The 22,813-nt window shown below is 71.1% G+C and carries 16 protein-coding genes; 1 reads left to right on the plus strand and 15 read right to left on the minus strand.

The annotated features are described in order from the left end of the window. Window positions 1–573: 573 nt before the first annotated feature. The 15 genes from H297_RS0107930 to H297_RS0108000 all read right to left on the minus strand — a co-directional run bounded on the left by H297_RS0107930 (window position 574) and on the right by H297_RS0108000 (window position 19,602). On the minus strand, window positions 574–2,811 hold the full coding sequence (locus H297_RS0107930) for a DUF6571 family protein (protein ID WP_027736596.1): 2,238 nt from the start codon (window positions 2,809–2,811) through the stop codon (window positions 574–576). A gap of 16 nt (window positions 2,812–2,827) precedes the next feature. Next, entirely contained in the window at window positions 2,828–3,256 is a 429-nt protein-coding gene (locus tag H297_RS0107935; protein WP_027736597.1) for a hypothetical protein, read from the minus strand. A gap of 340 nt (window positions 3,257–3,596) precedes the next feature. Further along, window positions 3,597–5,279 (minus strand): glucose-6-phosphate isomerase, encoded by a 1,683-nt coding sequence (pgi, locus tag H297_RS0107940; RefSeq protein ID WP_027736598.1) that lies wholly within the window; start codon window positions 5,277–5,279, stop codon window positions 3,597–3,599. 243 nt (window positions 5,280–5,522) lie between these two features. Further along, window positions 5,523–5,858 carry an RNA polymerase-binding protein RbpA gene (locus tag H297_RS0107945; protein ID WP_078513839.1) on the minus strand — a complete coding sequence of 112 codons (336 nt, stop codon included), beginning with the start codon at window positions 5,856–5,858 and terminating at the stop codon, window positions 5,523–5,525. A 246-nt stretch (window positions 5,859–6,104) separates the two neighbouring features. After that, window positions 6,105–6,338 carry a preprotein translocase subunit SecG gene (gene secG, locus H297_RS0107950; RefSeq protein ID WP_027736600.1) on the minus strand — a complete coding sequence of 78 codons (234 nt, stop codon included), beginning with the start codon at window positions 6,336–6,338 and terminating at the stop codon, window positions 6,105–6,107. 149 nt (window positions 6,339–6,487) lie between these two features. Further along, complete coding sequence (gene tpiA / locus H297_RS0107955) at window positions 6,488–7,264, minus strand: triose-phosphate isomerase (RefSeq protein ID WP_027736601.1); 777 nt, start codon at window positions 7,262–7,264, stop codon at window positions 6,488–6,490. A 96-nt stretch (window positions 7,265–7,360) separates the two neighbouring features. Continuing rightward, window positions 7,361–8,572: a phosphoglycerate kinase gene (locus tag H297_RS0107960; protein ID WP_027736602.1), complete on the minus strand. Its 1,212-nt coding sequence runs from the start codon at window positions 8,570–8,572 to the stop codon at window positions 7,361–7,363. Between the two features lie 117 nt (window positions 8,573–8,689). After that, complete coding sequence (gap, locus tag H297_RS0107965) at window positions 8,690–9,694, minus strand: type I glyceraldehyde-3-phosphate dehydrogenase (RefSeq protein WP_027736603.1); 1,005 nt, start codon at window positions 9,692–9,694, stop codon at window positions 8,690–8,692. A gap of 282 nt (window positions 9,695–9,976) precedes the next feature. Continuing rightward, window positions 9,977–10,954, minus strand: a complete 978-nt coding sequence (whiA, locus tag H297_RS0107970) for a DNA-binding protein WhiA (protein ID WP_027736604.1) — start codon at window positions 10,952–10,954, stop codon at window positions 9,977–9,979. Then, complete coding sequence (locus tag H297_RS0107975) at window positions 10,945–12,006, minus strand: uridine diphosphate-N-acetylglucosamine-binding protein YvcK (RefSeq protein WP_027736605.1); 1,062 nt, start codon at window positions 12,004–12,006, stop codon at window positions 10,945–10,947. Before H297_RS0107975 ends, whiA begins: the two co-directional genes overlap by 10 nt. Window positions 12,007–12,011: 5 nt before the next feature. Beyond that, the gene (rapZ, locus tag H297_RS0107980; protein WP_199787165.1) at window positions 12,012–12,953 is read right to left on the minus strand and encodes an RNase adapter RapZ; all 942 of its coding nucleotides are present in this window, start codon (window positions 12,951–12,953) and stop codon (window positions 12,012–12,014) included. Between the two features lie 137 nt (window positions 12,954–13,090). After that, window positions 13,091–15,241, minus strand: coding sequence for an excinuclease ABC subunit UvrC (uvrC, locus tag H297_RS0107985; RefSeq protein WP_027736607.1), 2,151 nt, complete (start codon window positions 15,239–15,241; stop codon window positions 13,091–13,093). A 33-nt stretch (window positions 15,242–15,274) separates the two neighbouring features. Then, window positions 15,275–18,091 carry a DEAD/DEAH box helicase family protein gene (locus tag H297_RS0107990; RefSeq protein ID WP_037793485.1) on the minus strand — a complete coding sequence of 939 codons (2,817 nt, stop codon included), beginning with the start codon at window positions 18,089–18,091 and terminating at the stop codon, window positions 15,275–15,277. Between the two features lie 142 nt (window positions 18,092–18,233). Next, a complete protein-coding gene (locus tag H297_RS0107995; RefSeq protein WP_027736609.1) occupies window positions 18,234–18,890 on the minus strand; it encodes an MBL fold metallo-hydrolase in 657 nt (218 codons plus the stop codon). Between the two features lie 10 nt (window positions 18,891–18,900). Further along, window positions 18,901–19,602 carry a maleylpyruvate isomerase family mycothiol-dependent enzyme gene (locus H297_RS0108000; protein WP_027736610.1) on the minus strand — a complete coding sequence of 234 codons (702 nt, stop codon included), beginning with the start codon at window positions 19,600–19,602 and terminating at the stop codon, window positions 18,901–18,903. Between the two features lie 205 nt (window positions 19,603–19,807). Between H297_RS0108000 and uvrA the strand changes: the two genes are divergently transcribed. Continuing rightward, entirely contained in the window at window positions 19,808–22,789 is a 2,982-nt protein-coding gene (uvrA, locus tag H297_RS0108005; protein WP_027736611.1) for an excinuclease ABC subunit UvrA, read from the plus strand. The last annotated feature ends 24 nt before the right edge of the window (window positions 22,790–22,813 follow it).

Below are 22,813 nucleotides of genomic sequence, written 5' to 3' on the forward strand. Positions count from 1 at the left end.
GGGGAGGGGGCAGCTACTGGCTGCTAACCCCTCCCCTCCCCACACGGCAACCTCTCCACCACCTCCCCCATCGCCACCTGCACCAACTGGCCGAGGGGTCTCCGCAGTTCTTCCCAGTCGGCGTCGAACTTGTAGGCGTTGACGGTGATGTCGAGATGGAAGCGGTCCGGCCCGTCGGCTCCGTTCGGGGAGCACTCAACTGTCGCAGCTGCCCCGCCGCGCCGTGTCGCGGCAACGTACTTCCCTGGGTAGGTTTGCGGCCGGCTCGCTGGATGACGGGCGAGGTCTTTGACAGGCGCAGCAGGCAGAGCGGAGTCTGCGCTGTCGCGCCAGTCCCCCGTGACACTGAACGCAAAGTCGCCGTCCACAAAGTACTGGCATCCCTGACGACTGTCGGGTCGCCTGTCCCCCCAGTTCGCTTCGGATTCCTTCCTGATGCTTTTCCCAGGTCGGAGGATGGCCGCATACGTGCCCCTCGGCACTTCCAGCCCGCAAAGGGTGGCTGGAGTGGCGTACTCAGGCCGCTCTTCAGCGCTGCAACCCGTTGCGACAATCGCCAGGATCAACACCGACTCAACTGCTCGGTTCCGCAATCCCATGCGGCCTCCCCGCCCCCGCGCCTTCGGAGAAGGAACTACCTACCTGACCAGCTACCGCCTGCTTGAGCACCTGCAGCGTCTCGCGATCCATTCCAGCCTCGATCGCGGCGTGGCCGACCATGATGCGAGCTCCGCGGACTGCTCGGTCGGTGCTCTGCACGAAATCGTGACCCGCGGCATTCTGGGCTTTCGAACCCTCGCTGGGCACATCTTTCTCGATGTGCTCCGTCACCAAGTCATTCACGTCTTCCTGGAGCCACCCGGCAGGGGTTTCCGCGAGGGGGCCGGAGGGTTCCAGTAGGGTGCCGGTTCCCAGGCCGAGGAGGCGGTTGGCCCATTTGCTGCCCTCTTCCGCGCGGTCGTTGAAGTCACGGATCTCGGTGAGACGTTCCTCGTACAGGGCGTCCGCCTTCGCCTCGCTGAGCAGACCGAGCACCTTGGCACCACCTCTCACCGCGTGCTGCGCCTCCAACGCGGCGTCGCTCTTGTCGGTGCCGGGCGGCAGACCGCGGAGGACGGCGTCGAGGTGCTCCGCGGTGTAGTGGTGGTGGGAGGCGGTGAGGGCGCCGTAAGCGTGGGGGTCTCGGCCGACGGCGCCGAGGAAGGCATGGAGCTCGCCGGCGCCGAACGCCGCGGGCGTGCCGGCGACGGGCAGGTCGTCGCGGTACATGAGGCGCTGCACGTCGCCGGGGTAGTCTGCGATCATGCGGCCGAGAGTGGGCCGCAGCCGCGCGAAGTCGCCGTCTTTCTGCACGAGTTCGGGTTCGCCTCCGAAGAGGCGGACGGTCTCTGCCATGACGCGGGCGTGCGGAGCGTCGTGCTCTCCCGTGGTGGTGGCCGCTTCGAGGGCTGCCGCGAGGCCCTCGTACGCGTCGGTGTCGAGGGTGTCGGGTCCGCGGACCTCCGCGTCATGGAGGAAGCGGCGGGTGTCGACGACGTTCCAGTCGCGTCCGGTGACGAGATAGTCGAGGCGGTCGTTGTGCCCGTCGGGGCCGGGGTCGAGATAGGCGGCGGCCGTCTGCGGGTCGTCGGCCATGAGAGCGAGGACACCGTCCAGGGGGTCATTGGCGAACCGCCCCGAGGTCTTGCGGTCCTGGTCCCAGACGTCGGGGTCTCCCTCTTCGGTGGACCGCACACCGTCCGCGATGTCGTAGAGGAGTTGCGGCGCGTAGTCCTTTCCGTGCCGCATCAGGGTCACGAGGCTCTGGTATCCGCGGACGTCTCCGTCGAGGTCGACGGTGCCGGCTCCGGCGTGCCGCATGTCCTGACGCCATCGCCGGTAGAAGGCGCCCGCGTCGCTGTGCAGCCAGGTGTGGAACCGCTTCCGGTAGGCCGGGGAGTCGAATGCGAGGCGGTGGCCGCCCGGCCCACGGAAGACGGGTACGGCGGTGGCCGTGGCCAGCGAGGTCGCGAGGCCCTTCTCCAGGGCCGCGTACGCGGCGGGGGTGTCCGGGTCGCTGCTGAGCAGGCTCAGGCGGTGTGCTGCTTCCATGGCGCCGCGGGGGCCGAGGGCGTCCAGGAGTGTCCGCGCGTACTCGGGGTCGTCGCCGTTCTGCCGCTGGAGGAAGGCGAGGTCGCGGAGTTGGGAAGGGTCGAGTTCCTCTCCCGCGGCCAGCTTCTCGTAGAGGGCGGCGGCCCGGCGGGCGTGGGCGGCGCCCGCGTCGCCGCGCAGGGCGCCGTTGAAGCCGTCGGGGAGGCCTCGGCCGCCGTCCGAGGGGTCGGTCTGGAGGGCGAGCCGTAGGTTGCGGTCGGCGTCGCGGGTGTCCTGGACGGCGCGGGCGATGCGTGCGGTCCACTCCGCCTCGGTGTGCCGGCGGGTAGCGGGTTCCTGGTGGGCGAGGGTGCGGTCGGGGTCCTGTGTGCACCGGCCCGTGGGCGAGACGGTCATGCCGGCGTCGCGCGCCTGGTTGCGCAGGCTCTCCAGGCCCCGTTTGTGCTCTTGGAGCGTCTCGTACGCCTCGTCCAGGAGTCTGCCGACGGCCCGTGCTTCGTCGCGTGCGCTCGCGAACTCCTCAAGTGTGGTGCGGGTCCAGTTGCGGTAGGCCGTGGCTGCCGCACCGCGCCACAGCTGGGGGGTGGCCACTGCGCCGACGTGGCCGCGATAGTTGCCGTGGAGGGTTCCGTAGCGGTCTCCTATGGCGCGCCAGGCGCGGGCCGCGGTGCGCAGGAGACCGAGGTCGCTGTCGAGGATCGTCCGGTAGTCGAGGCTCATCGTCGCTGCTGCCTCTTCACAGGATGTCCAGGGCGCTGGTGCGGGTCGAGGGGTCCAGGGCGCGCAGGGTCGCCGCGGTGTCGTCGTCCTGACCGCCGAGGAGTTGGTTGGTGTCCAGCAGTCCGTTCAGTTCGCCGTGCAGGCGGGCGAGCAGTTGTGTGCTGTGGCGTTGCCATGCGGCGTGCCGGTGGCCGAGGCCGGCGCGGACCTCCCAGCCGGACATGCCCGTGCCGCCGAGTGGCGAGAAGGTGGCGGGGCCTCGGCGGCCGGGGGCCCAGGGCGCGCCACCGAGGAGCCCTTCGCCGCCGGTGAGGGCCTCGGTGGCTTCGTCGGCGAGTGCTCCGGCTGCCCGGGTGTCGGGGCCGAGGTGCTGTTCGAGGTAGCGGGCGCCCCGCTGTGTGGTCCTCTCGTGGTGTGTCAGGTCGGCTTCCGCCGTGTCCCCCATGGCTGCCCCCTCCGTGCACCGCGGGTGTGGGTCGTACGCAGCGCATCGTAGGGCGGGAGGAGATCGCGGGGCAGCGCGCCGGGAGGGGCGTCGGGCGGGCGCCCGGCGCCTGGTTCCGGGCCTCGGGCCGGGTCGCTCCCTCTGCCGGTGTCACCCGATCGTGCGACCCGGACGGTGCGGGCGGGGCCTTGTGCACGACCCGCGCGGAGAGGTCCGCGGGGCATGCGGCGGCGGGACCCGCACCGGTTTGCACGGGAGAGGGGCGAGGCCCCGTCGGACCTCGCCCCTCTGCGACTTCTCTGTGCCTTCCACGGCGGGCTCGCGCGGCCCGACGGGGGCGTCAGGCCGTGCGGCCCCGCAGCGACCGGTAGCGCTCCACCAAGGCGGAGGTGGAGGCGTCGAGGCCGGCGACGTCGGCGCCTTCGGTGAGGGCGGGTTCCAGGCGCTTGGCCAGCACCTTGCCGAGTTCGACGCCCCACTGGTCGAAGGAGTCGATGTTCCAGATGGCGCCTTGGACGAACACCTTGTGCTCGTAGAGGGCGACGAGCTGGCCGAGGACGGACGGGGTCAGCGCGGAGGCCAGGACGGTGGTGGTGGGGCGGTTGCCGGGGAAGGTGCGGTGCGGCACCTGCGCCTCGAAGACGCCTTCTGCGCGCACCTCGTCGGCGGTCTTGCCGAAGGCCAGGGCCTGGCCTTGGGCGAAGAGGTTGGCCATCAGCAGGTCGTGCTGGTCGCGCAGGTCACCGAGTTCGGCGATGGGGTCGGCGAAGCCGAGCAGGTCGGCAGGGATCAGCTTGGTGCCCTGGTGCAGCAGCTGGTAGTAGGCGTGCTGGCCGTTGGTGCCGGGGGTGCCCCAGACGACGGGTCCGGTCTGCCAGCCCACGGGGTCGCCCTCGCGGGTGGTCGACTTGCCGTTCGACTCCATGTCCAACTGCTGGAGGTAGGCGGTGAACTGGGACAGATAGTGGCTGTAGGGCAGTACCGCGTGCGACTGGGCGTCGTGGAAGTTGCCGTACCAGATGCCGAGCAGCCCCATCAGCAGGGGCGCGTTGGACTCGAAGGGTGCCGTGCGGAAGTGCTCGTCCATGAGGTGGAACCCGGCGAGCATGTCACCGAAGCACTCGGGGCCGATGGCGACCATGAGGGATAGTCCGATGGCCGAGTCGTAGGAGTAGCGGCCGCCGACCCAGTCCCAGAACTCGAACATGTTGTCGGTGTTGATGCCGAACTCGGCGACCTTCTCCGCGTTGGTGGAGACGGCCACGAAGTGCTTGGCGACGGCCGACCGCCCCCCGCTGCCCGACCGGGAGGCGTCCCCGCCGTCGAGCCCGTCGAGCAACCAGGCGCGGGCGGCCTTGGCGTTGGTGATCGTCTCGATCGTGGTGAAGGTCTTGGAGGCGACGACGAACAGCGTCTCCTCCGGGTCGAGGTCGCGTACCGCCTCGTGCAGGTCGGCGCCGTCGACGTTGGAGACGAAGCGGAAGGTCATGTCGCGGCGGGCGTACGGGCGCAGCGCTTCGTAGGCCATCTTGGGCCCGAGGTCGGAGCCGCCGATGCCGATGTTGACGATGTTCTTGATGCGCTTGCCGGTGTGGCCGCGCCAGTGCCCCTCGCGCACCTTGGTGGCGAACGTACCCATACGGATGAGGACTTGGTGCACCTTGGGCATCACGTTCTCGCCGTCCACGCGGACGGTGGCGGACTCGGGGGTGCGCAGCGCGGTGTGCAGGACGGCGCGGTCCTCGGTGACGTTGATCTTCTCGCCGTCGAACATGGCGTCGCGCAGCCGGGCCACGCCCGCCGCCTCGGCGAGCTGCCGCAGCAGGCGCAGCGTCTCGTCGGTGACCAGGTGCTTGGAGTAGTCGATGTAGAGGTCACCGACCCGGACGGTGTAGCGCTCGGCGCGCTGCGGGTCGTCGTCGAACAACTGCCGCAGGTGCGTCCGGCCGAACTTCTCGCGGTGCTGGCTCAGCGCGTGCCACTCGGGCATCTGGTCGAGCTGGGTGCGGCCTTCAGCGTTCATCAGCGAAATCAGCCCATTCGTCTCGTAATGATCTCCGCCGATCTCCAACCTAGACGATGGACGGCCCGGCCGCGCACCGCAGGGGCGGTGTACGGCCGGGCCGTCCGTCGTTCGGTGCCGAGGAGAGCTCGCGCGGTGCTGTGAAAGGACCCTGAGCTGCGCGGAACGCTGTGCGGCGCAGGCGCTGAAGCGCCACCGCGCGAGGCCGCGGTGAGCTGCGCGGGTGCGGGCGGCGTACCGGGGTCAGATCTCGCCGCGGAGCTTGGCGAGCGCCTCGGCCAGGATGGCCTCGCCGTCCGCGTCGCTGCGCCGCTCCCGCACGTAGGCGAGGTGGGTCTTGTACGGCTCCGTACGCGGCGGGTCCGGCGGGTTGTCCCGGTCCTTGCCGGCCGGGAAGCCGCAGCGCGGGCAGTCCCAGGTCTCGGGGATCTCCGCGTCGCCGGCGAAGCTCGGCTGGGTCTCGTGCCCGTTGGAGCACCAGAAGGAGATGCGCAGGCGGGGCGCGGACTCGCCTCGCTCGGCCTCGCCCATCGGCCCCGCTCCGACCCGGCTGCCCCGGATCGCGTTGCCACTTGCCACGGTCGTAACTCCCTGCCTCACGGTGCTACGGAGCAGCGGCCCATGTGCGCGCTCCGCTGCGAGCGCCCTAGTGTACGTAGGACCCAACGCGCGTCCGGGGACCGGAGTTACTGCGTCGGTACCGGACGCGAGCCCTCATGATAGGCAGGGGGGTGGACGCCCTGTCAGCTCTCGTGCAGGCCTCAACTGTCAAACGTCGAAGCGAACGGCGTCGACCGGACGGTGAGCGGGGGCGCCGGGCGGGCGTCAGCCGAACTTCGTCAACAGGCCGAGCACGACGATGATGGCGAACCACACCAGGCCGACGACGACCGTGATCCGGTCGAGGTTGCGCTCGGCGACCGACGAGCCGCCGACGGAGGACTGCATACCGCCGCCGAACATGTCGGAGAGGCCGCCGCCCTTGCCCTTGTGCATCAGCACCAGCAGCAGCAGCAGCGCGCTGAAGACGATGAGGGCGATAGAGAACCCCATGACCACGGCTGGACCAACTCTCTCGGATCGTCGCTGAACACTTTCGGTTACAAAGTGCTTACGGGGCCGGGAACACGAGCCCGGCCCCGTAAGCCTACGACGGGCAGGCGCCCCTCGTCACACGCTGCACAGGAGCGCGAGCGCGCACGGTCTGCTCACTGGTCGCGGAAGCGGACGATCTTGACGAACTCGTCCGCGTCCAGCGAGGCGCCGCCGACCAGGGCGCCGTCGATGTCGGGCTGCGCCATGATCTTGGCGACGTTGCCGGACTTGACGGAGCCGCCGTACTGGATGCGGACCTGCTGCGCCGTCTCCTCGTCGTGGAGCTCGGCGATCCGCTGCCGGATGGCCCCGCACACCTCCTGGGCGTCCTCCTCGCCGCAGACCTTGCCGGTGCCGATGGCCCAGACGGGCTCGTAGGCGATGACCAGCTCGGCCACGGACTCGGCGGGGACGTCCTTGAGCCCCCCGTCGACCTGGGCGAGGGTGTGGGAGACGTGGTTGCCCGCCTCGCGGACGGACAGCTCCTCACCGACGCACACGATCGGAGTCAGCCCGTACTTGAGGGCGGCCTTGACCTTGGCGTTGACGACGGGCTCGTCCTCGCCGTGGTACTGCCGGCGCTCGGAGTGGCCGATGGTGACGAAGGTGCAGTTGAGCTTCGCCAGCAGCGGGCCGGAGACCTCACCGGTGTAGGCGCCGGAGTCGTGAGCCGAGACGTCCTGGGCGCCGTACTTGATCCGCAGCTTGTCGCCGTCGACCAGGGTCTGCACGGAGCGCAGATCGGTGTAGGGCGGCAGGACCGCGACCTCCACGGCCTCGTAATCCTTGTCCGTCAGCGCGAAGGCGAGCTTCTGGACGTGGGCGATGGCCTCGAGGTGGTTGAGGTTCATCTTCCAGTTGCCCGCCATCAGCGGGGTACGGGTAGCCATGCCCCTCCTTTCGTGTTCGCTTCTCCGCCCGCGCGGCGCAGTGCGAGTTTCGTGGTTGACTGCGGCCCGGCAGCCGCGCGTGCGACGCTCACGGCGTCAGTCCTCCAGTGCGGCCAGACCGGGGAGCGTCTTGCCCTCCAGGTATTCGAGGCTGGCGCCGCCGCCGGTCGAGATGTGTCCGAACGCGTTCTCGTCGAAGCCGAGCTGCCGGACCGCGGCGGCGCTGTCGCCACCGCCGACGACGGTGAAGGCCGAGCTGTCGAGCAGGCCCTGCGCGACGGCCCTGGTGCCCTCCGCGAAGTCCGGGTGCTCGAAGACACCCATCGGCCCGTTCCAGAAGATCGTGGCCGCGTCGGCGAGCTTCGCGGCGTAGAGCTTACGGCTCTGCGGCCCGATGTCCAGACCTTCCAGGTCGGCGGGGATCGCGTCCGCGGCGACGGTCGTCGGGTGTGCCGGGGCCTTGGTCTTCAGGTCGGGGAAGTCGGGGGCGGCCACCACGTCGACCGGCAGCACGAACTCCACACCCAGCTTCTCGGCGCGCTCCAGGTAGCCCCTGACCGCCGGGATCTGGTCCTCCTGGAGAAGTGACTTGCCGACCTCGTAGCCTTTGGCCGCCAGGAAGGTGTACGCCATGCCGCCGCCGATCAGCAGCCGGTCGGCCTTGCCGAGCAGGTGATCGATGACGCCGAGCTTGTCGGAGACCTTGGCGCCGCCCAGGACGACGGCGTAGGGCCGCCGGACGTCCTCGGTGAGCTTCTTGAGGACGGCGACCTCGGTGGCGATCAAATACCCGGCGGCGTGCGGCAGACGGGCCGGCAGGTCGTAGACCGAGGCGTGCTTGCGGTGCACGGCGCCGAAGCCGTCACCCACGTACGCGTCGGCCAGTGCGGCGAGCTCGTCCGCGAAGGCACCGCGCTCGGCGTCGTCCTTGCTCGTCTCCCCGGCGTTGAAGCGGAGGTTCTCCAGCAGCGTGACCCCGCCGTCGGCGGTCCCGCCGACGGTGGCCTTCGCACTGTCACCCACCGTGTCGGCCGCGAACGCGACCTGGGTGCCGAGGAGTTCGCCGAGCCGCCGGGCGACCGGCGCCAGCGAGAACTGCGGGTCGGGGGCGCCCTTGGGACGGCCGAGGTGGGAGGCCACGACCACCCGTGCGCCGCTCTGGGCGAGCTTGGAGATCGTGGGGACGGCCGCGCGGATGCGGCCGTCGTCGGTGATGGTCTCGCCGTCGAGCGGGACGTTGAGGTCGGCGCGGACGAAGACGCGCTTGCCGGTGACGCCGTCCGCGACGAGATCGTCGATCGTCTTCATGGGTGGCTCCTGTGGCTCTGGTCGAAAAGTCCGGGGGTGTGCACCGGTCGGACGCGGCATGGAACAGGGCCCGTGCGCGGGGCACGAGCCCTGTCGTTCATGCGCGGCCGCCCGGACTCAGAGCTGGGAGCCGACGTAGCTGGTGAGGTCGACCAGACGGTTGGAGTAGCCCCACTCGTTGTCGTACCAGCCGATGATCTTGGCCTGGTTGCCGTCGACCATCGTGAGGGAGGCGTCGAAGGTGCAGGACGGGGGCTGGTTCACGATGTCCGAGGAGACGATCTGGTCCTCGGTGTACTCGACGATGCCCTGCAGCTGGCCCTCGGCGGCCTTCTTGAACGCCGCGTTGACCTCGTCCTTGGTGGTCTCCCGCTTGAGGTCGAGCACCAGGTCGGTGACCGAGCCGGTGGGGACCGGGACGCGCATGGCGATGCCGTCGAGGCGGCCCTTGAGCTGCGGGAGGACCAGCGCGGTGGCCTTGGCGGCACCGGTGGTGGTCGGAATGATGTTCTCGGCGGCGGCCCGGGCGCGGCGCAGGTCCTTGTGCGGGAAGTCCAGGATGCGCTGGTCGTTGGTGTAGGCGTGCACCGTGGTCATCAGACCGCGCTCGATGCCGAAGTTCTCGTCCATGACCTTCGCCATCGGCGCCACACAGTTGGTGGTGCAGGAGGCGTTGGAGATCACGTTGTGCTCGGCGGCGTCGTACTTGTCCTGGTTGACGCCCATGACGATGGTGATGTCCTCCTGCTTGGCCGGAGCCGAGATGAGGACCTTCTTCGCGCCCGCCTCCAGGTGCTTGGCGGCGTCGTCGCGCTTGGTGAAGATGCCGGTGGACTCGACGACGATGTCGGCGCCCAACTCGCTCCAGGGAAGCTTGGCCGGGTCCTTCTCCGCCATCGTCCTGAAGGTCTGCTTACCGACGGTGATCGTGTCCTCGGTGTGGCTGACCTCGTAGGGGAGGCGGCCGAGAACGCTGTCGTACTTGAGCAGGTGCACCAGGGTGGCATTGTCGGTCAGGTCGTTGACACCGACGATCTCGATGTCCGCACCCTGGTTCAGCAGCGCGCGGAAGTAGTTACGACCGATACGGCCAAAGCCGTTGATGCCTACGCGGATCGTCACGAACCGATCTCCTCGCTAGGTACGCCGGTACGGACACCGGCGAGTGCTGTTTGGGATGTCCCCGACCGAGTCCGACCCTACCTCTCCATCGAGACGGGTCCCACATCGGCCGGGCGGGCCGGGCAACTGCCTGAACTCGCCGCTCAGGCGAGCGTTTTCCCGCTCGTCCAGCGGGCATTTCCGCGCTCCCCGGACGAGCATTTCCCCGCCGATCAGACGAGCGTTCCGATGCTCTTCTGATGAGCGTTCCTGCCGCTCTCCCGAGGGCGTTTCCCGGCTCTTTCAGCCGACCATTTCCTCGGTCAGATTGGATTCGGTCCCCGCAATTCCGAGGTCCTGCGCGCGCTTGTCCGCCATGGCCAGCAGCCGGCGGATCCGCCCGGCCACCGCGTCCTTGGTCAGCGGCGGATCGGCGAGCGCCCCCAGCTCCTCCAGCGAGGCCTGCTTGTGCTCCATGCGCAGCCGACCGGCCGCGGCCAGGTGCTCGGGCACCTCGTCACCGAGGATCTCCAGCGCGCGCTGCACGCGGGCGCCCGCCGCGACGGCGGCGCGGGCCGAGCGGCGCAGGTTGGCGTCGTCGAAGTTGGCGAGCCGGTTGGCGGTGGCCCGCACCTCGCGGCGCATCCGCCGCTCCTCCCATGCCAGCACCGACTCGTGGGCGCCCAGCCGCGTCAACAGGGCGCCGATGGCGTCACCGTCACGGACGACGACGCGGTCCACGCCCCGCACCTCGCGCGCCTTCGCGGCGATCTGCAGCCGGCGGGCCGCGCCGACCAGGGCCAGCGCCGCCTCCGGGCCCGGGCAGGTCACCTCAAGGGACGAGCTGCGCCCCGGCTCGGTAAGCGAACCGTGTGCCAGGAACGCGCCCCGCCAGGCGGCCTCGGCGTCGCAGGTGGCCCCCGAGACCACCTGCGGGGGCAGGCCACGGATGGGCCGCCCGCGCCCGTCGACCAGGCCGGTCTGCCGGGCGAGCTGATCGCCCCCGGCGACCACCCGTACGACGTACCGGCTGTTGCGCCGCAGTCCGCTGGGCGCCATCACCACCAGGTCGGAGGAGTGCCCGAAGATCTCCAGAATGTCCTTGCGCAGCCGCCGGGCGGCGATGCCCGTGTCCAGCTCCGCCTCGATCACGATCCGCCCACTCACCAGGTGCAGCCCACCCGCGAAGCGCAGGATCGACGAGACCTCCGACTTCCGGCAGCAAGTGCGGGTGACGGGCAGCCGGGAGATCTCGTCCTTCACCGCAGGCGTCATCGCCATGGGCCGATCCTTCCATGCATCCGAAAAATACGGTCGTACGCGGCGGCCAGCAGCTCCGGGCTGTGCCGGTCGGGCCGGGAATCCGCTTCCCCCGGCACCGTCCGGGAGGGATCCCCGGCTGCCGCCACAGGTGCCAGCTCGACCCTCGCGCCGAGCCGGTCGGCGGCCTCACTGAGAGACTCCTGGTCGGGTACGGCATCCTGGTCGGCCAACACCACGTCGAAGGTGAGTTTAGGTGCGTGTCGGGCCAAAACCTCCAAATGACGCTGCGGGGAAAAACCGTCCGTTTCCCCCGACTGCGGAGCAAGGTTGAGCGAGAGGACCTTACGGGCCTTGGTCTCGGTGAGAGCCTCCAGCAACTCCGGCACCAGCAGATGCGGGATGACCGAGGAGAACCAGGAGCCCGGCCCCAGCACCACCCAGTCGGCGTCCAGCACCGCCTGCACCGCCTCGGGCACGGCGGGCGGGTCGGTGGGCACCAGATGGACTTCCTGCACCTCACCGGGGGTGAGCGCGACGGTGGCCTGCCCCCGGACCGTGGACAGCTCCTCCGGGCGCGCCGGGTCGTGGCCGCGCACGCGGGCGCGCAGCTCCAGCGGGACCGCGGACATGGGCAGCACCCGGCCGTGCGCGCCCAGCAGCTTCCCCACCAGGTCGAGCGCCTGCACATGATCGCCCAGTTGTTCCCACAGTGCGACGATCAGCAGATTGCCGACCGCGTGTTCGTGCAGGTCGCCCTGGCTCTCGAAACGGTGCTGGACGACCTCGGCCCAGGTGCGGCCCCACTCGTCGTCGCCGCACAGCGCGGCCAGCGCCTTGCGCAGGTCCCCGGGCGGAAGGACGCCCAGCTCGGCGCGGAGACGGCCGCTGGACCCGCCGTCGTCGGCGACGGTGACCACGGCCGTCAGGTCTCCGGTGATGCGGCGCAGCGCGGTCAGGGACGCCGACAGCCCCATGCCGCCGCCGAGCGCCACCACCTTGGGCTGCTTGGAGGTGAGGCCGCGCAGCGCGCCGCGCGGGCCGGCCAGATGCCGCAGGCTCCTACGGGCCATCGGCGTCACTCACGCCCCATGTCGCGGTGGACGACCACCGTCTCCACGCCCCCGTCGGACAGCCTGCGGGCCAGCTTCTCGGACATGGCCACGCTGCGGTGCTTGCCGCCCGTGCAGCCGACGGCGACGGTCACGTACCGCTTGCCCTCCCTGCGGTAGCCGGCGGCGATCAGCTGGAGCAACTCCGTGTAGCGGTCCAGGAACTCCTTGGCACCGGGCTGGTTGAAGACGTAGCTGGAGACCTCCTCGCTGGTACCCGTGTAGGGGCGCAGCTCGGGGACCCAGTGCGGGTTGGGCAGGAAGCGGCAGTCCACCACCAGGTCGGCGTCCACGGGCAGCCCGTACTTGTAGCCGAACGACATCACCGTGGCCCGCAGTTCGGGCTCCTCCTCGCCGGCGAACTGGGCGTCCAGCTTGGCCCGCAGCTCGTGGACGTTGAGGCTGGAGGTGTCGATCACCAGATCGGCGTCGCCGCGCAGCTCGCGCAGCAGGTCGCGTTCGGCGGCGATGCCGTCCACGATGCGGCCGTCGCCCTGGAGCGGATGCGGGCGGCGCACCGACTCGAAGCGGCGCACCAGGGCCTCGTCGGAGGCCTCCAGGAAGACGATGCGGCGCGCGACGTGGTAGGCCGCGAGGTCGGCGAGGGATCCCTTGAGGTTGTCGAAGAAGTTGCGGCCGCGCACGTCCACGACCACCGCGATCCGGGCCACGTTCCCCTGCGACCTGGCGCCCAGCTCGACCATCGTCGGGATCAGCTCCGGCGGCAGGTTGTCGACGACGAACCAGCCCAGGTCCTCCAGACACTTGGCCGCGGTGCTGCGGCCCGCGCCCGACATCCCGGAGATGATCACCAGCTCCGGGATCGTCGCGCCCGCCTCCTCCGGCTGCGCCGGCTTGAGCGTACTCACCACTGCTCCGTCTCCGCGCTGCTCACGTTCCGCGCTCATGCTGTCATCCCCCGAGGTGTCGATCTTCGTCCGTGCGGCACGACCGGGACCGGGCGTTCCGTCGCCTTCGAGGTGTTCCGGGGCCTCCGGAGCGTTCCGTCGCCGACCGCACGGGTGTCGATCTTCGTGCTGTCCGTTCACTCTTCTTCAACGATCTCACCGGTTGCCGTATTCACCGACGGACCGGCGGGCGCGCCCTGCGCGAGCGCCGCGGCGACCGTCTCGGCCGTCTTACGGCCGATGCCCGGGACCTGGGAGATCTCCTCCACCCGGGCCGCCCGCAGCTTCTTGACCGAGCCGAAGTGCTTGAGCAGCGCCTTCTTGCGGGTCTCCCCCAGCCCCTGCACGGCGTCCAGCGGGCTGCTGCGGAGCCGTTTGCCGCGCTTGCCGCGCTGGTAGCGGATCGCGAAGCGGTGGGCCTCGTCGCGGACCCGCTGCAACAGGTAGAGGCCCTCGCTGGAGCGGGGCAGCACGACCGGGTCGCCGTCGCCGGGCAACCACACCTCCTCCAGGCGCTTGGCCAGGCCGCAGACGGCCACGTCGTCGACGCCGAGCTCCTCCAGCGCCGCCTGGGCCGCGGCCACCTGCGGCTGGCCTCCGTCGACGACCACGAGCTGCGGCGGATAGGCGAACTTCTTGGGGCGGCCCTCCTCGTCCCGTACCGCACCCTGGGCGGGCTGCTCACCCTCCCGATGCGGCACGCCGGAGGGCGGGTGCGGCACGTCCTGAGCGGGAGTCTGCGGGGTGGGGGCGAGGTCCTGCGGCCCCTGCGGGGAAGCGGTTGCGCCGTCGGGGACGGGGTGCCCGTCGAGACCGGCCTCCAGCTCTCCGCCCAGCTCCTCCTCGGGCCACTCGCCGGTCTTCTGCTTCTCCACCAGATAGCGGCGGAACCGGCGGCTGATCACCTCGTGCATGGCCCGGACGTCGTCCTGACCGGCGAAGGACTTGATCTGGAAGCGGCGGTACTCGCTCTTGCGGGCCAGACCGTCCTCGAAGACGACCATCGAGGCCACCACGTCGTCACCCTGGAGGTGCGAGATGTCGAAGCACTCGATACGCAGCGGGGCCGAGTCCAGCTCCAGCGCGTCGGCGATCTCCTCCAGGGCGCGGGAGCGGGTGGTCAGGTCGGAGGCGCGCTTGGTCTTGTGCAGCACCAGGGCATGGTCGGCGTTGCGCTTGACCGTCTCCATCAGGGCGCGCTTGTCGCCGCGCTGCGGGATGCGCAGGCTCACCTGTGCGCCGCGGCGCTCGGACAGCCACTGTGCTATCGGCTCCGCCGGCTCGGGCAGCGCCGGGACCAGCACCTCCTTGGGGACGCCCCCGCTGCCGCCGCCGGTGGCCGCGTCCCCCTGCTCGGCGCCGTAGAGCTGCTGCAGCGCATGCTCGACCAGCTCGGCGGTACCGACCGCCTCGACCTTGTCGGTGACCCAGCCGCGCTGGCCGCGCACCCGCCCGCCGCGTACGTGGAAGATCTGGACCGCCGCCTCCAGCTCGTCCTCCGCGACGGCGATCAGATCGGCGTCCGTGGCGTCGGTGAGGACCACCGCGTTCTTCTCCATGGCGCGCTTGAGCGCGTCGATGTCGTCGCGCAGCCGGGCGGCCCGCTCGTACTCCAGCTCCTCGGCCGCCTGCTGCATCTCGCCCTCCAGGCGGCGCAGGTAGGAACCGGTGTGCCCGGCCATGAAGTCGCAGAACTCCTCGGCCAGTTCGCGGTGCTCCTCGGGGGTGACCCTGCCGACGCAGGGGGCCGAGCACTTGCCGATGTAGCCCAGCAGGCAGGGGCGGCCGATCTGCGCGGAACGCTTGAAGACCCCCGTCGAGCAGGTGCGCACGGGGAAGACCCGCAGCATCAGATCGACCGTCTCGCGGATGGCCCACGCCTGACCGTAGGGGCCGAAGTAGCGCACGCCCTTCTTCTTGGGGCCGCGCATCACCTGGACGCGGGGGAACTCCTCGTTCATCGTCACCGCGAGGGACGGATAGCTCTTGTCGTCGCGGTACTTGACGTTGAAGCGGGGCGCGAACTCCTGGATCCAGGTGTACTCGAGCTGGAGGGCCTCCACCTCGGTGCCCACCACCGTCCACTCCACGGAGGCGGCCGTCGTCACCATCGTGCGGGTGCGCGGGTGGAGCCCTGCGAGGTCCTGGAAGTAGTTGTTCAGCCGCTGGCGAAGGCTCTTGGCCTTGCCGACGTAGATGACCCTGCGGTGCTCGTCGCGGAAGCGGTAGACCCCGGGCGAGTCGGGGATCTCTCCCGGTTTCGGGCGGTAGGTGGAGGGGTCTGCCATACGTCACACCCTACTGGCGGGGGACGACAGTGATCAGCGCCAGGCCAGCCGCAACTGTGTGCCCGCGTCCAGGGGGGAGGCGCCCGCCTGTGCGGCGCGCAGGCCCGCGCCTTCCGGGCTGCGGGTGTAGCAGGGTGCGCCGGCGCTGACCCAGCGGTGCCATGCCGTCGCGTAGGTGTCCACCGACGCGCGGTTGCCGCCGACGAGGGCGGGAACGGCGTGGTGGACGACGCTGTTGGCCACCGGCCTGCGGCCCCGGGCACGGAACCCGGCACCGGGACCCGCCGCGTGCACCACGTAGCGCGGCAGCAGGTAGCGCGGGTCGGCCAGGGGGGAGAGCACCTCGTCCAGCGCTGTCGCGAAGTGCTCCGCCGCGTCGGACGGCACTCCGTCGAGCCGTACCGCGTATGCGCCGGTGCCGTCCGGGTCGATGCGGACCGCTTCCGCTCCGGCCGGCAGATGCCCGGTGGCGCGCAACCCGTCCGCCACCGCGTACGCCAGCGCGGAAAGCACGGGGCGGGCTGCCGTCGCGCGCAACCGGCGCACGCCTGCTGTGGTGCGCCCGGTGAGGTAAGCGGCGGCCCCTGCCAGTACGGCGGACGCGGCGGCCCACAGCCCGGCGCCCGGGCCGGAGGCGGCCACCGCACCGGTGGGGCCCGCCAGAAGGGCGGCCGCCGCGGTGGCGGCGGGCGTGGCGGTCCCGAGGCGCGGGCGGGGCACGAGCCCGCGCGCCGCCGGTACGGCAGGCGGCGCCCCGGCGGCCGCAGGGCTGTCCCCCGGCGGGGCCGGCGGCTGCGGCGGGAGGGCGGTCCCGACCACGCGGACCGTGGGCACGAGGGTGTCCTCGTACGCCGTTCCGACGCGCCACAGGGCGCGCACGTCGGCGCGGCCGGTGCCCACACGGTCGAGCATCCCGGCGTTGAAGCGGTCGAACTCCTCGGCCGGAGGCGGTGCGTAGGGGGAGAGCCCCGGGTGGACATGAGCGACGCCGGAGAGGATGTCGCCGGTCCCGGTCACCCCGAGGTGGCCCTCGTGCTTGCGCACGAAGCGGTCCCAGTCGGTGCCGCCCCGTGGGTGGTCCGGTGCGACACACACCACCGACCAGGTGTGTGCCGTCTTGTCCGGCCACTGCGGGTCGAGGCGCAGCGCCCGGCCCCGGGTCTGCACGACGGCGGTGGCGGTCGTGGCCTCACTGAGGTCGATCAGCGTGTTGACGCCCCGGGCGTCCCAGCCCTCCCCCAGCAGCGCCCGGGTCCCGACGAGTACGTGGGTGCCGCCGCTCTCCAGGAACCGGGTCACCAGCCGGACCCGGCGGCGGCCCGACCACGCGCCGACGAGCTCCATCAGGGCGCCGTCGGAGCCGTCCAGCGGCTCGGGCCGCACCCGCAGACCGGGCACCGCCTCCCGGCAGAAGCGGGCGAACCGTTCGGCCGTGTCCGGGGCCGCCGCCACTGCGCGGCCGCTGACCAGCATCGGGGAGAGCTGCGCGGTACGCGGGTCGCCGGCGAGCTCCGCGAGCGCGAGACGGGCGGAGCCGGCCTGCGCGTCGAGGGCCGCTTCGAGCCCCGCGGGCAGTGTGGCGGTGGCGCTCTCGTGGTCGCAGACGACGAGAGCGCGCAGCCGCGGGCCGAGCGCGGCCGACTCGGCGCCGAGGATCTCCGGTACGGCCCGGGTCTTGGCAGCGCTGCGGGCCAGTACCCGGTCCACCGGTGAACGCCCGGCCCGGACACCGGCCGCGGTGAGGCGGTAGCCGACTCCGGGCAGCGCGGCGCGCACCGCCTCCACGGCGCGCGCGTCCCCAGGTTCTCCGCTGCGGCGCAGACAGTGCCGTATCCAGTCGTCCAGCAGGCTGACCCAGTCGTCGGCGTCCGGTGGGTGGCGGTGCTCCTCGCGCAACCGGGCACCCCGGGGCAGGGCGAGCAGCCCGTGGTGGTGCAACCGCAGTGCGGCGGCGGCCGTTCCCGGGTGTTCGCGCTCGAAACGGTGCCAGGGCAGCGCGGTCGCGCCGGTGTCCGCGTGGGCGCGGCGCACCACGCGTTCGTCGAGCCAGGTGAGGAACGGCACGGAAGCGAACGCGGGGTCCGTCAGCCGGGTGGTGAGCTCCGTGAAGCGCTCCGCCTGGGCGTTCAGCCAGTCGGTCTCGGCGGGCGTGGGCCGGGTGAGCCAGGCCAGTTCACCGTACGGGGCGAGGTAGCCGTCCCGTACGGCGGCCGGGAGGGACGGGCCCCGGACGGCGGGTCCGAACAGCTCCGCGACCAGCGCCGCCTGAGCAGGGGTGAGCCGGTCGGGCGGGGTGGCGGTAAGGCCGACGACGGTGACGCCGGGCAGTTCCCGCAGCAGTTCGGCCAGCAACTCGCCCCAGGTGTCCAGCAGGTGGTGGCACTCGTCCAGGACGAGGGTGAGCTCGCCGGCGGCGCGGAGCCGCTCGACCAGTTCCCGGCCCTGCGGACGCAGCCGGTCGAGGTGGCGTCTCGCGGGCTTCCCAGGCGCCGGAGGGGCGGCGCCGTCCTCCTGGGCGCTCTCCGCGCCGGGCTCGAAGGCGGCGAGAGCCTGGTACGTCAGGACGGTGAACGGCGCCGTGAGGGACCGGTCGGTGGCGGCGGGCACGGGAGCGGGGCGGAAAGCGGCCCACTCCCGGCACCACTGCTCCTGGATGGCGGTGTTGGGCCCGAGGACGAGAGTGCGGCGGCCGATCCTGCGGGCGGCCTCCAGCCCGGTGAGCGTCTTGCCCAGGCCCGGCGGAAGCACCACCCAGGCCCTGCGCCGGCCCGCCGCAAGGCCCTCTTCCAACGCGTCGAGGGCGGCGCGCTGCGGGGCGCGCAGGGCCACGGGCGGGCGCGCGTCGCTCATGCTCGCGTACTCGTGCCGCACCGTCACACCTTCGGGTCCCTCACAGCCGTGCCTCCGGGGCCCTCACAGGCTTACCACCAGGGCCCGGACGCCGTGGCTCCGGGCCCCCTCGCCGCCGTATGCGCGCCCTCGCACCGCGCGGCTACCAGCCGCGCTCGCGCCACTCCCCCAGCTTCGGACGCTCCGCACCGAGGGTGGTGTCCCCGCCGTGGCCCGGGTAGACCCAGGTCTCGTCGGGAAGCCGGTCGAACAGCTTGTGCTCGACGTCGTCGATGAGGCGGGCGAAGTTCGCGGCGTCGCCGAAGGTGTTGCCCACCCCGCCCGGGAAGAGGCAGTCCCCGGTGAACAGGTGCGGGTGGCCGTGGCGATCGTCGTAGACCAGCGCGATCGAGCCGGGGGTGTGGCCCACGAGGTGGCGGGCGGTCAGCTCCACCTCGCCGACCCGCAGGGTGTCGCCGTCCGCGACGGGTACGTCGGTGGGCACCGGGATGCCCTCGGCGTCGTACTGCCCGGCGTAGGTGCGCGCCCCGGTGGCGTCCACCACTTCGGCGAGCGCCTGCCAGTGGTCGCCGTGCCGGTGGGTGGTGACGACCGAGGCGATGCCGTCGTCACCGATGAGGTCCAGCAGGGTGCCCGCGTCGTTGGCGGCGTCGATCAGCAACTGCTCCCCGGTGGCCCGGCAGCGGAGCAGATAGGCGTTGTTGTCCATGGGGCCGACGGCGACCTTGGAGATCATCAGGTCCCGCAGCTCGTGCACGTCCGCGGGGCCGCCGACCGAGACGGTTCCGGTGTAAGGCATGGGCCTCACCCTAGAGCGCGGGCAGGGCGGGCAGGGGCCCCCTCGCCGACAGTCCGCTGCCGGTCGTCCGCCCCGTGAGCCAGCCCACCAGTGCGACGGAACTGCCGACCACCACCAGCGGCCCGTCCGCGCCCTCCTCCTTGGCACCGGTGCGCCATGTCCTGCCGTCCTCGGCGCGCAGTTCGAGGGCGACGGGGATGTCGGGGTGGGCGAAGAAACGGCCCGCCATCACGCTCAGCTCCCGGTCCACGAAGGTGCCCGGCAGGTCCTGGAGGGTGTAGCCGATGCCGAGGTCCACGTGGTGCAGCTCGATCTCGATCCAGCGGCGGAAGGGGAGGGCGGAGGCGAGATCCGTCACACCGTTGCGCAGGGTGACGGTACGGTTCCAGCCGTCCCCTTCGAGGGCGGCGAAGGCGCTCTCCAGCCGGGAGGAGCTGACGCGCACGTCGTCGACGAGTTCGTCGAGGGGGCGCCTCGCGCCGCTGTCGATGTCCGCCTCGCGGGCCTCGGCACTGGCGTACATGGGCTTTCCGGCGAGTACGTTGACGAGGGCGTCCGCGTTGCGTGCGACGTGGGTGAGGACATGGGCCCGGGTCCAGCCGGGGAGCTGGGAGGGCTCGGCCGCCTCGGCGGCCTCCAGCTTGACGGTGGCGCTCAGCAGGCGACCGGTCGCGGTCCGTACGAGTTCGGCGTCGTGCTCAGGCGTGGTCATGATCCAAAGCTAGTGCGGCCACTCGTTCGTGTGGAAGACGGCAACGGGAGGGCGCGTGCGCCCGCAATTCGAATGCACGTGCTATATGGTCGAGCGAGGCTCCGTTCCGGAAGCGCACGACACTCCGGGCGGCGCCGTCCTACTCTTGGTCGGGGGCTCCCGCTCTGCCGCGGGCCCTCTTCCCACATGAAAGGTGCCGACAGGCGTGGCCGACCGTCTTCTCGTCCGTGGCGCTCGCGAGCACAACCTGCAGAACGTCTCGATAGACCTCCCTCGCGACTCGCTCATCGTCTTCACGGGGCTGTCGGGCTCGGGCAAGTCCTCGCTCGCGTTCGACACCGTCTTCGCCGAGGGCCAGCGGCGTTACGTGGAGTCACTGTCCGCGTACGCCCGGCAGTTCCTCGGGCAGATGGACAAGCCCGACGTCGACTTCATCGAGGGCTTGTCCCCGGCGGTCTCCATCGACCAGAAGTCGACCTCGCGCAACCCCCGCTCGACGGTCGGCACCATCACGGAGGTCTACGACTACCTCCGCCTGCTGTACGCCCGGATCGGGAAGCCGCACTGCCCCGTCTGCGGCCGCCCCATCGCCCGCCAGTCGCCGCAGGCGATCGTGGACAAGGTGCTCGGCCTGGAGGAGGGCAGCCGGTTCCAGGTGCTCTCGCCACTGGTGCGCGAGCGCAAGGGCGAGTTCGTCGACCTCTTCAACGAGCTCCAGACCAAGGGCTACAGCCGAGCCCGTGTGGACGGGGAGACGGTCCAGCTCTCCGAGCCGCCGAAGCTCAAGAAGCAGGAGAAGCACACGATCGAGGTGGTCGTGGACCGCCTCACCGTCAAGAGCAGCGCCAAGCGACGGCTGACCGACTCGGTGGAGACCGCGCTCGGCCTCTCCGGCGGCATGGTCATCCTCGACTTCGTCGACCTGGAGCCGGAGGACCCGCAGCGCGAGCGGATGTACTCCGAGCACCTGTACTGCCCCTACGACGACCTGTCGTTCGAGGAGCTGGAGCCGCGCTCGTTCTCGTTCAACTCGCCCTTCGGCGCCTGCCCCGAGTGCACCGGCATCGGCACCCGCATGGAGGTCGACCCGGAGCTGATCGTCCCCGACGAGGACAAGTCGCTGGACGAGGGGGCCCTGCACCCCTGGTCGCACGGGCACACCCGGGAGTACTTCGGCCGGCTGATCGGCGCGCTCGCCGACGCGCTCGGCTTCCGTACCGACATTCCGTGGGCCGGCCTGCCCGCCCGCGCCAAAAAGGCGCTGCTGCACGGCCACAAGACACAGGTCGAGGTCCGCTACCGCAACCGGTACGGGCGCGAGCGCGCCTACACCACCGCGTTCGAGGGCGTCGTCCCCTTCGTCAAGCGGCGGCACTCCGAGGCCGAGACCGACAGCAGCCGGGAGCGCTTCGAGGGCTACATGCGCGAGGTGAACTGCCCGGCCTGCGAGGGCACCCGGCTCAAGCCGCTGATTCTCGCGGTCACCCTGCAGGGCAGGTCCATCGCGGAGGTCTCCGCGATGTCGATCACCGAGTGCGCCGACTTCCTGCGCGACATGACGCTCTCGGGCCGGGACAAGAAGATCGCCGAACGGGTACTGAAGGAGGTCAACGAGCGGCTGCGCTTCCTGGTCGACGTCGGCCTCGACTACCTGACGCTCAACCGCGCCGCGGGCACCCTCTCCGGCGGCGAGGCGCAGCGCATCCGGCTCGCCACACAGATCGGCTCCGGCCTGGTCGGCGTGCTGTACGTGCTGGACGAGCCGTCCATCGGGCTGCACCAGCGCGACAACCACCGGCTGATCGAGACCCTGGTCAGGCTGCGTGACCTGGGCAACACCCTCATCGTCGTCGAGCACGACGAGGACACCATCAAGGCCTCCGACTGGGTCGTGGACATCGGCCCCGGCGCCGGAGAGCACGGCGGAAAGGTCGTGCACAGCGGCCCGTTGAAGGAACTCCTCACCAACGAGGAGTCCCTGACCGGCGACTACCTGTCCGGCAAGCGGGAGATCCCCACCCCGCAGGTCCGCCGCCCCGTCGACCCGGCGCGGCAACTGACGGTGCGGGGCGCGCGGGAGAACAACCTGCGCGACGTCGACGTCTCCTTCCCGCTGGGCGTCTTCACGGCCGTCACCGGCGTGTCGGGGTCCGGCAAGTCGACGCTGGTCAACGACATCCTCTACACGCACCTGGCGCGTGAACTGCACGGCGCGCGGACGGTCCCCGGGCGGCACGTGCGCGTCGAGGGCGACGACCTGGTGGACAAGGTCGTGCACGTCGACCAGTCCCCCATCGGCCGCACGCCCCGCTCCAACCCGGCCACCTACACCGGGGTGTTCGACCACGTACGCAAGCTGTTCGCCGAGACGACGGAGGCGAAGGTCCGCGGCTACCAGCAGGGCCGCTTCTCCTTCAACGTCAAGGGCGGCCGCTGCGAGAACTGCGCGGGCGACGGCACGATCAAGATCGAGATGAACTTCCTGCCCGACGTGTTCGTGCCCTGCGAGGTCTGCCACGGTGCGCGCTACAACCGGGAGACCCTGGAGGTCCACTACAAGGGCAAGAACATCGCCGAGGTCCTCGACATGCCGATCGAGCAGGCCCTGGACTTCTTCGAGGCGGTGCCCGGCATCGCCCGCCACCTGAAGACGCTCGACGACGTGGGTCTCGGGTACGTGCGGCTCGGGCAGTCCGCACCCACTCTTTCGGGTGGTGAGGCACAGCGGGTCAAGCTCGCGAGCGAGTTGCAGAAGCGCTCCACGGGCCGGACCGTCTACGTCCTGGACGAGCCGACCACCGGCCTCCACTTCGAGGACATCAGGAAGCTGATCAGCGTCCTGGAGGGTCTGGTCGACAAGGGCAACTCGGTGATGGTCATCGAGCACAACCTCGACGTCATCAAGACCGCCGACTGGGTCGTGGACCTGGGCCCCGAGGGCGGCAGCGGCGGTGGCGCGGTCGTCGCGGAGGGCACGCCGGAGCAGGTGGCGGCCGTACCCGCCAGCCACACCGGAAAGTTCCTCCGGGACGTGCTGGGAGACCGCGTCAGCGACGCCACCCCCGTACGGAACACCTCCCGCAGGGGCGGCCCGGCGAAGAAGGCCGCCACGAAGGCGGCGGCCAAGAAGACGCCGGCTGCCAAGAAGACGGCAGCCAAAAAGGCGGCGGGTACCCGCAAGCGCTGACCGGCTGCCCGGACACCGGGTGTG

The sequence above is a fragment of the Streptomyces sp. CNT360 genome, from assembly GCF_000424785.1.